Annotated in this window: 6 protein-coding genes and 1 pseudogene; 1 reads left to right on the top strand and 6 read right to left on the bottom strand. The window is 57.2% G+C overall.

The features are described from left to right. The 6 genes and pseudogenes from ACXJ5O_RS15355 to ACXJ5O_RS15330 all read right to left on the bottom strand — a co-directional run. The coding region (locus ACXJ5O_RS15355) for a hypothetical protein (protein WP_457300642.1) at positions 1 to 184 on the bottom strand (184 nt) is incomplete at its 3' end. Continuing rightward, positions 181 to 930, bottom strand: coding sequence for a DUF2092 domain-containing protein (locus ACXJ5O_RS15350; protein WP_457300643.1), 750 nt, complete (start codon positions 928 to 930; stop codon positions 181 to 183). The genes ACXJ5O_RS15350 and ACXJ5O_RS15355, both read right to left, overlap by 4 nt. Positions 931 to 1,396: 466 nt before the next feature. Further along, positions 1,397 to 1,744, bottom strand: a pseudogene (locus tag ACXJ5O_RS15345) (GNAT family N-acetyltransferase); the annotation flags it as partial. A gap of 317 nt (positions 1,745 to 2,061) precedes the next feature. After that, on the bottom strand, positions 2,062 to 3,291 hold the full coding sequence (locus ACXJ5O_RS15340) for an HlyD family secretion protein (RefSeq protein ID WP_457300641.1): 1,230 nt from the start codon (positions 3,289 to 3,291) through the stop codon (positions 2,062 to 2,064). Positions 3,292 to 3,294: 3 nt separating this feature from the next. Beyond that, positions 3,295 to 3,714, bottom strand: a complete 420-nt coding sequence (locus ACXJ5O_RS15335) for a hypothetical protein (RefSeq protein WP_457300640.1) — start codon at positions 3,712 to 3,714, stop codon at positions 3,295 to 3,297. A 226-nt stretch (positions 3,715 to 3,940) separates the two neighbouring features. Further along, the gene (locus ACXJ5O_RS15330) at positions 3,941 to 4,222 is read right to left on the bottom strand and encodes a hypothetical protein (RefSeq protein WP_457300639.1); all 282 of its coding nucleotides are present in this window, start codon (positions 4,220 to 4,222) and stop codon (positions 3,941 to 3,943) included. A gap of 715 nt (positions 4,223 to 4,937) precedes the next feature. On the opposite strand from ACXJ5O_RS15330, the gene ACXJ5O_RS15325 reads away from it, so the two are divergent. Beyond that, positions 4,938 to 6,032, top strand: coding sequence for a porin (locus ACXJ5O_RS15325; RefSeq protein ID WP_457300638.1), 1,095 nt, complete (start codon positions 4,938 to 4,940; stop codon positions 6,030 to 6,032). Positions 6,033 to 6,813: the final 781 nt, after the last annotated feature.

Here is a 6,813-nt window from a genome sequence, read left to right as displayed (position 1 = left end):
GCCTTGCCGTGCGCCGTGCAGCGCCTGCGACGCTGACGGGCGTGAGTGGCCGGCCAACTCTCGCCTCGGCGGTCGTTACAAAACTGGCCACACCCGGGATTGAAATTTCCGTACTGGCTTCCAATCCTAACAATCCGACGGTCGCGGTTAGCACAAAGATTTTCAGTCTCCTTGGAATGTTCATTTTGTGCCTCCTACGGCGAATTGATCCGGAAGCTCATCGATATCGACGAGTTTCTTCGGGTCGTCCACTTGCTTGGCATTCGTTGCGTTCTTGAAGCTGAAATCCTCCGCAACGACATCCGTGCCGGTCTTCCAGTCGCTGATCTGGACGCTGTACTGCGGTGCCTGGTCGACCTGCGTGGAAGTGATGACGTATCGACAGGGATAGGGGTGCTCGCCCTGGGCGATCCATATCTGCCAGTCGACTTCCTTGGCCCGGAACGCCAGATGGTCGCATTCGGTGCCGCCGATCACGCCGCTGCCGAGATCCTTCACGTCGACCACGTCACGCATCAATTCGTCATAGACATTGGTGAGGAGGAGATCAGCGCCGGGGACGGGCCTCTGGTATTTGTTTCGCAGTTCGTCGATGAGATGGTCGACCGCGCCCGGTACGTCGGCCTGAGCGTACATATTGTCCTCCTTGGCGAACAGCGTCAGGGTCTTGCCGTCGAACGTCGTCTCGACATTGGCAAAACCTCCGGAGCGCGTGGCCCGGAACTTGTCGGGGCGGCCTATTTCGACTTTGCCCGAGCTTGCCAATTGCAGTTTTTGGTGGTCCTTGGTGACGATCTCGAAATTGGTGTCGTAGGCGAATGAAATGGCCTTTTGCTCCGCCATATAGTCGGACATCGTCTTGAGTATCGTCTTGGCTTCGGCTTCGCCGGCCGAAGCGCCGCCCGAGAATGTACCGGCCGCGATGATCATCGTCAGCCCCGCCGATGCAAGGACGGTGGCAGTGGATTTCATGGACCTCCAAGCTTTGGCCGTCATCGAATCTCTCCCTTGATCGTCTATCCGTCGAATATCCACCCGATCCTCATTCGCTTGGATACGCATCGATCGGGACGACGCGATCGCCAAGCCTGGTTCACACTACGCGCTGTGGAACGGAAAAACCTGTAACATCGGGTATGTTACAGGTGACACTACATAGCTTGCAGCGACGTTCGCGGCGACAGCCGCGTCCGCTACCGAGCCTAGTCGCTATCGTCTCGGTCATCATAGATCGAAGGGTCGACCACCGGCCGCGGGAAGATGCGCCAGTCCTCGTGACCACCAGGATCGCCGGCCGACCAGCGTCACGCAGCTGACCCGCCGGGCTTCGGTCTCGTTCGGGAGCAGCAGTAAGATGGGCGGCTCTACGTCCGAAAATCCCTGCGATACTGAACGAACCTGATCTCTCGGCAACTTTGTCATATAGGACGATGGCGTCAGTGTTGGTTTCGTGAGTGAGCCAGTAGACACGCGAAGAGCCCGCCGCCTCGGCTGCGCCGTAGACTGCCGCGATCAGTCGCCTTCCCCCCGCCATGGCCTCGCGCAGTGGGTACAGTGAACAGGTCTTGCAAGTAGCATACAGGCGCGGCCATCGATGTGCTGCGGTGATAAAGGTAACCGCGACAAAGGCGTGAACAGGTTCGTAAACGTCGAAGAAGCGGTTCCAGGTCGTCCGCGTCACTTCGTCAGGGATCGACCGTTTGTATGAGAACGCTCCATTCCTTCCAGTCTCCGATGTCGGCAGGTCGCACGGTGATCGGAGAGTCTGTCACTTCTTCCTCCACGATGTTGACAGTCAACCTTCTCGCCGGGATCAGGCTTCCTCGAAGAGTCAGATGCCCCAGCGAAATACTCACCTTGGCTTAAGATCGCCAAGGTGATCCAGTTTGGCGGCGAAACATCGATAACATCGGCAAAAGCCGCTGGATATTGCCCGTTGCGGTCAAGTCTCGGATTGCAGCGAAATGCATTCAAATGCCCGACATGCGATTTTTAACAATACATCCCCGTAAGACCTAACTCGCGTACGACAACCGCTCCCTGACTGCCAACCGATCAGTGTCAGTGGCCACCGAGTACGAGCGTCTGGACCGGCAGCATTATCGCCTGCATCCGAAGGATCATCGCGTGGACGATCGCAACCGTGTCCACGACGTGCAGGAAGACCCATTTCCCCGTGCCGATATCCTTCGCTGCAAGCGCATCGTGATTGTTGGTGTAGGCGTTGGCAATGCAGCTGCTGCCTGGGGGCAATCCTTCCAGCTGGCCCGGGAAAAGAGGTTCGAGGAAGACCGTAAGCGAGCCCCCTTGCGCAATCCGTCCCACATCGAGAAGTTGGTCCGATGCCCGGAGTTGCCCGGCCGCAATGACGTCCTGGACCTCGGTCACGACCATGGGAATGATTGTAAACGGCTTTCCGACACACGTGGCCTCGGCAATCATTCCTGCTTTCATCACCTGCGCCTCGATCTGACCGAAGCCTGCAACCAGCCTTGCCCGTCCGGCTCCTTCGGGGACAAGGATTCCCGCGGGGCGGACCATCGTGTTGACCACGTCGCCGCGTCGAAGCGTGAATTGTTGGACGGTTCCCGCGACGCCAGCGCGAACGAGGGTTTTGTTGAGCTCGACCTGTGCTTGCTTGAGAGCTGCTTCCGCACTCGCCTTCTGGGCGGGGAGAAGGGCAGAAAGCTTTGTCTCGATGGTCCGTTTGTTGGCAACGGCGGCGTCGAGCGTACCCTTCCGGCCATCGGCGGTGATCTGCAATCGTTCCACCTCCCGAACCGAGACGTCGGCGTTGCGGCGCAAGAGCTCTTGCCTGGTTGCAAGTTCGTCGAGAGCTTGTTGGTACGCGCCTTGTGCCTGCTGAATGAGCCCGTCCGCGGCAGCCAGTTCGGTTTGTGCCACGGCGGTCTCGGCAACAGTTTCGTCGATTTGGCGTTGTGCTGTCTCCCGCGCTGCCTCCTGTTCGGAACTGTCGAGCCGAAATAGCGGGTCGCCTGCCTGGACTTTGGCATTGAGCCCGACGAATACTTCGTCAACACGGCCGACGGTCTCGGGGAGAATGGTAACGGTGCGGAATATCGCCGTGACGTTTTTCGTCGACGGGTGATAATAAAACACCAGGGTGATCAATGAAACGGTCAGCAGCAAGCACGCGGTGAGGCCCCAGCGCAGTTCATACCAAACGGTGTAAAGATTGATTTCGCGTCCTATGCGCTTCCCCTGGACGTATCGGCGATAGAGATAGTCCGGGAACACAGTGAGCAAGGAACAGAGGATAAGCTCGAACATTGATCAAATCCCTCCACCGGCCGCATCGGTCTTGGGTTTCGGCACTAGCGTAACAATCACTGGATCCTCAGCGGCAGGGGCCCGTCCCGACATTTTTTCGAGCGATTGGGCCATCGAACTCATCGGGGTGGAGAAATCAGGCAGATCGATAAATGCCAACAACAGGCCAGCAATCCAGAAGATGTGGTTGTGCGTGAAGAGGGAAATCAGCGCCAGAACGGCGACGATTTCCATTTGCACTTTTTTGGTCCGATGCGCCATTCGTTCCGGTAGGGCATGAACCTGGAAGTAAAAATTGCCGATCATGAGAACGGCGGCCAAAAGGAAAATGGCGACCGCTGTGAACAACCAATCGCTTTGACCTGGACCCGTGATAAAGACGGGCAGGTGTTCGATCGCTGCCGGATGCGGTGCCTCGTCCATTTTCTCATCCCTTCGATATTGTCGCTGTGCGCGGGATCATCAATCGCCAGCGCCAGCCATGTCCGGGCCAACATCGATGACCAGAACGCCCTGTCGGCTTTGTGAAAAACCTACAGCTCCACCGATATAATCACTTGCACGTCAGGGGATCGAAGTCATGTAAACTACTGTAGTTTACGTGGCCGGGGATGTAAGCGGTGTCTTTCCGGAAGACGGTCCGCATCTTCTACTGGAGTGGTTTTGGCCGGCGCTTATGGAAGGGAATGATTTTAGCCTTATCGAGAGCGCTTGCGATCTCCTTCGCCAGGTCATCCACCAATGCCAGGTATTCGGCGCTGCGTTCATCGCGCTCCGGTTCCGTCGACCGCTCCCAGTGCAGCTGTGCTGCCTGTGCATCACGGAAGTCCGTGCAAAGATCACGAAACTCTTCGTCCCGGGCGGCCCACTCCTCGATCGCCTGACTTCGGGAAGGAAAGCGCAGTTTGGCCGCCGTCAGGCGAGCGTCCATCGAACAAAGGTCCTTTCCATGAGCAGCGGAGAGACACACCAACTATCGCAGATCAAAGCATATTTGGGGAGTATTTTACGGTAGCATACAGTCGAGCACTGGCCGGTGCGCTTAAAACAGAAACTAAGCCCGCGGCAAATCCGGGCAGTTTCGTGCGGGCATGTTCGACAATCGCCACCTACGACCTTCCGGCCACGTAGCCAGCTGGACACGGAATACATGTAGCATACCCGATGTTACGGGAATTCCGGCACGCCAGCGCCTATTGTCTTTTTGCGAACGAAGGAGTTGTGCCACCAGCCCTAATGAGCCTGGGAGACTGAAGTCCAGAAGTGGGGCATGGTGGTGGCCTGAGGATAGCCAACCGCGGAGGCGGCAGACGGGCCAGGCACGGTGGTGGTCGAGGAGGCGGAGGTGACCAGGTGGCGGTCGCGGCAGACGATCGTCCTGCAGCCAATCGGAATTTCCTTTTTAAGGGGATCGTAAGATGTGTCGCACAATCTTGATGTCAATGATGAGCGCTGTCGTATTTTCGCTTTCTGCCGCCAACACACTGCTTAGTGGCGATGCGCTTTGAAAAGGTGCCGTGAAATACTTCTTGACGTGGTATAACAAGAAGGCAACGCGGCAACCGATGGTTTTTGCAGCTGGGAGGCGTGGCTCCAATCCGCGACGTTTGGTGAACGTGCACTACCGAGACAAAAAAGGGGGTTCTATGGATACGAAAGGTCTTCTAATTGGCACCGCCGCAGTTTTTGCTTTGGCAACAGGTGCTTTCGCAGCAGACGCGGTCGTAGTCGCGGAGCCGGAACCCGTCGAATATGTCCGCGTTTGCGATGCCTACGGCGCGGGCTTCTTCTATATCCCCGGCACGGAAACCTGCCTGAAAATTGGCGGCTATCTGCGTTTTGAAGTGGCCGGCGGCGACAATGTCTATACCGGCGGTCATGTCGGCGGTGAGAACGACACATGGTACGCCCGCACGCGGGCCGAGCTGCGTTTCGATGCGCGCTCCGAAACAGAACTTGGCACTTTGCGCTCTTACATCGACAGCCGGTTCCAATACACCAATGGCGATGATGCCGGCGGGCTCCTTCATCAGGCCTTCATCGAACTCGGCGGTTTCCAGATCGGCGTCAATGACGTCATCTTTGGTTCTTGGCTGAATTATGCCGGCAACATCATCAGGGACGACGTCATCCAGTACGGTGCCGACAGCATGTCCASCAACGCAATYAGYTATACATATAAGGCCGGCAACGGGTTTTCTGCCATCATCGCCGCCGAGCAAGGGTCGGAGACGAATGGTTACGACTAYGTCATCGAWRATTATATGCCCCACGTTCTCGCCGGCGTGAAATATGAACAGTCTTGGGGGACGGTGGCCGGGGTCATCGGCTACGACTCGGTGCAGGAAGACATCGGGGTCAAAGCGCGGCTGGACGTCAATTTTACCGACACGCTATCCGCCTGGATAATGGGCGGCTATCAGTCCGACTACGACGACGACTCGTTCATCACCAATCAAAATCGCAACTGGTACGGACCATGGGAAGGCGACTGGGCCGCGTGGGGCGGGTTTGCCGCCAAGGTCACCGACAAGGCGACCATCAACGCGCAAGCCGCCTATGAAGAACAAGGAACTTGGGCGCTTGCTCTCAACGTGAACTACGAGCTTGTTCCGGGTTTCATGATCAGACCGGAAGTCAAYTACACCAAGTTCGGCGGTGCACGCAAAGAGGAAGCCCTCCTCGAMAGTGGAGAGGACGACGCGGTCGGGGGTATCGTTCGCTTCCAACGCAACTTCTAAGTGCAGGGCGTGGATAGGACGCCGGGAGGGTGCGTGGAACCGCTATGTCCTTTCCACCGGCCCTCCGCATTCCGCGGCGAAATGGCAAGCGCGAACAGTAAGGCCCACTGCGTCGCGTGCGACAACGACGAACCTTGTCGCTCAACTGGCATAGGTAGTATTGCTCTCGGTTCACAGCCTCGGCAATTATACGCCAGCGGCGCAGCGCCGAGCCACGCCAGCAACGTTGACCGGCTTGAGTGGACGACTGACCTTGGCCTCTGCTGTCGTCACGTGAGCGGATTGAGTTACCCTGCCCCAAGGCCTGGATATACCGACAGTTGGATGTGCCGAAGCGGTTTGGTCTTTGCCCACCGATGTTCAGCCCGAGCCTGATTGAGTTGTTCGCTTTCACCTCGGAGTCAACGGCAAGCAGACATCATAGGCGTCGGACGTAACGAGTATACCGGAAACCCAGTCCATCGCGTTTAGTCGTTTGTAGCGAAGTCAGAAGCTGATTTCTATTCATGTCCAAGCTTCCAGACGATTGACCAAGTAGTCCTCTCTTTGATTCTGCTCGACACTCAGCCGTCACATCACAGGGCACATTTTGCAGTTTGTTGTCATCGGCGGAGCCTTGGCTACGTCATCGCCAAAGCATCCGTATCGTCCGAAGCGGGCTGTCAAGACAAGATCATCGCGAAATAGCCAAACACCGTAAGCAGGACCCCTGAAACCGCATAGCCGACGGGGAAACCGATCCAGGGTACATTCGATTGGATTTCAACTGCTGCCTCTCGGC

The organism is Phyllobacterium sp. P5_D12 (assembly GCF_054049495.1).
This window is presented reverse-complemented; position numbering and strand designations above follow the sequence as displayed.

What these genes read in the sequence shown, in the direction of transcription:
- ACXJ5O_RS15350 (WP_457300643.1), bottom strand. Translation starts at nt 930, where the DNA reads ATGATCATCGCGGCCGGTACATTCTCGGGCGGCGCTTCGGCCGGCGAA.
- ACXJ5O_RS15340 (WP_457300641.1), bottom strand. Translation starts at nt 3,291, where the DNA reads ATGTTCGAGCTTATCCTCTGTTCCTTGCTCACTGTGTTCCCGGACTAT.
- ACXJ5O_RS15335 (WP_457300640.1), bottom strand. Translation starts at nt 3,714, where the DNA reads ATGGACGAGGCACCGCATCCGGCAGCGATCGAACACCTGCCCGTCTTT.
- ACXJ5O_RS15330 (WP_457300639.1), bottom strand. Translation starts at nt 4,222, where the DNA reads ATGGACGCTCGCCTGACGGCGGCCAAACTGCGCTTTCCTTCCCGAAGT.